Source organism: Monashia sp. HAY1-5C (assembly GCF_056755255.1).
Genome location: NZ_JBPGXG010000465.1, coordinates 1 through 259, shown reverse-complemented (window position 1 = coordinate 259; position 259 = coordinate 1). Strand labels below are relative to the sequence as shown.

Here is a 259-nt window from a genome sequence, read left to right as displayed (position 1 = left end):
AGCCAGTTCTTCCGCGCCCCCGAAGGCTACGAGGTTGTCCTCGGCGTCGGCGGTTCCACCGCATTTTGGGACATCGCAGCGTTTGGCCTGGTTGAAAAGAAAGCCCAGCACCTCTCCTTCGGCGAGTTCGGTTCCAAGTTTGCCGCAGCCACCAACAAGGCTCCGTTCCTTGATGCATCCTCCATCATCAAGTCCGAACCGGGCACCCGTCCTGTCGCACAGGCAGAAGCCGGCGTTGACGTGCACGCGTGGCCGCAGA

At 61.8% G+C, this 259-nt stretch carries 1 pseudogene; it reads left to right on the top strand.

Annotated features, from left to right (window positions below):
- Positions 1-259 (top strand): annotated as a pseudogene (locus ACR9ZK_RS22450) (phosphoserine transaminase); the annotation flags it as partial.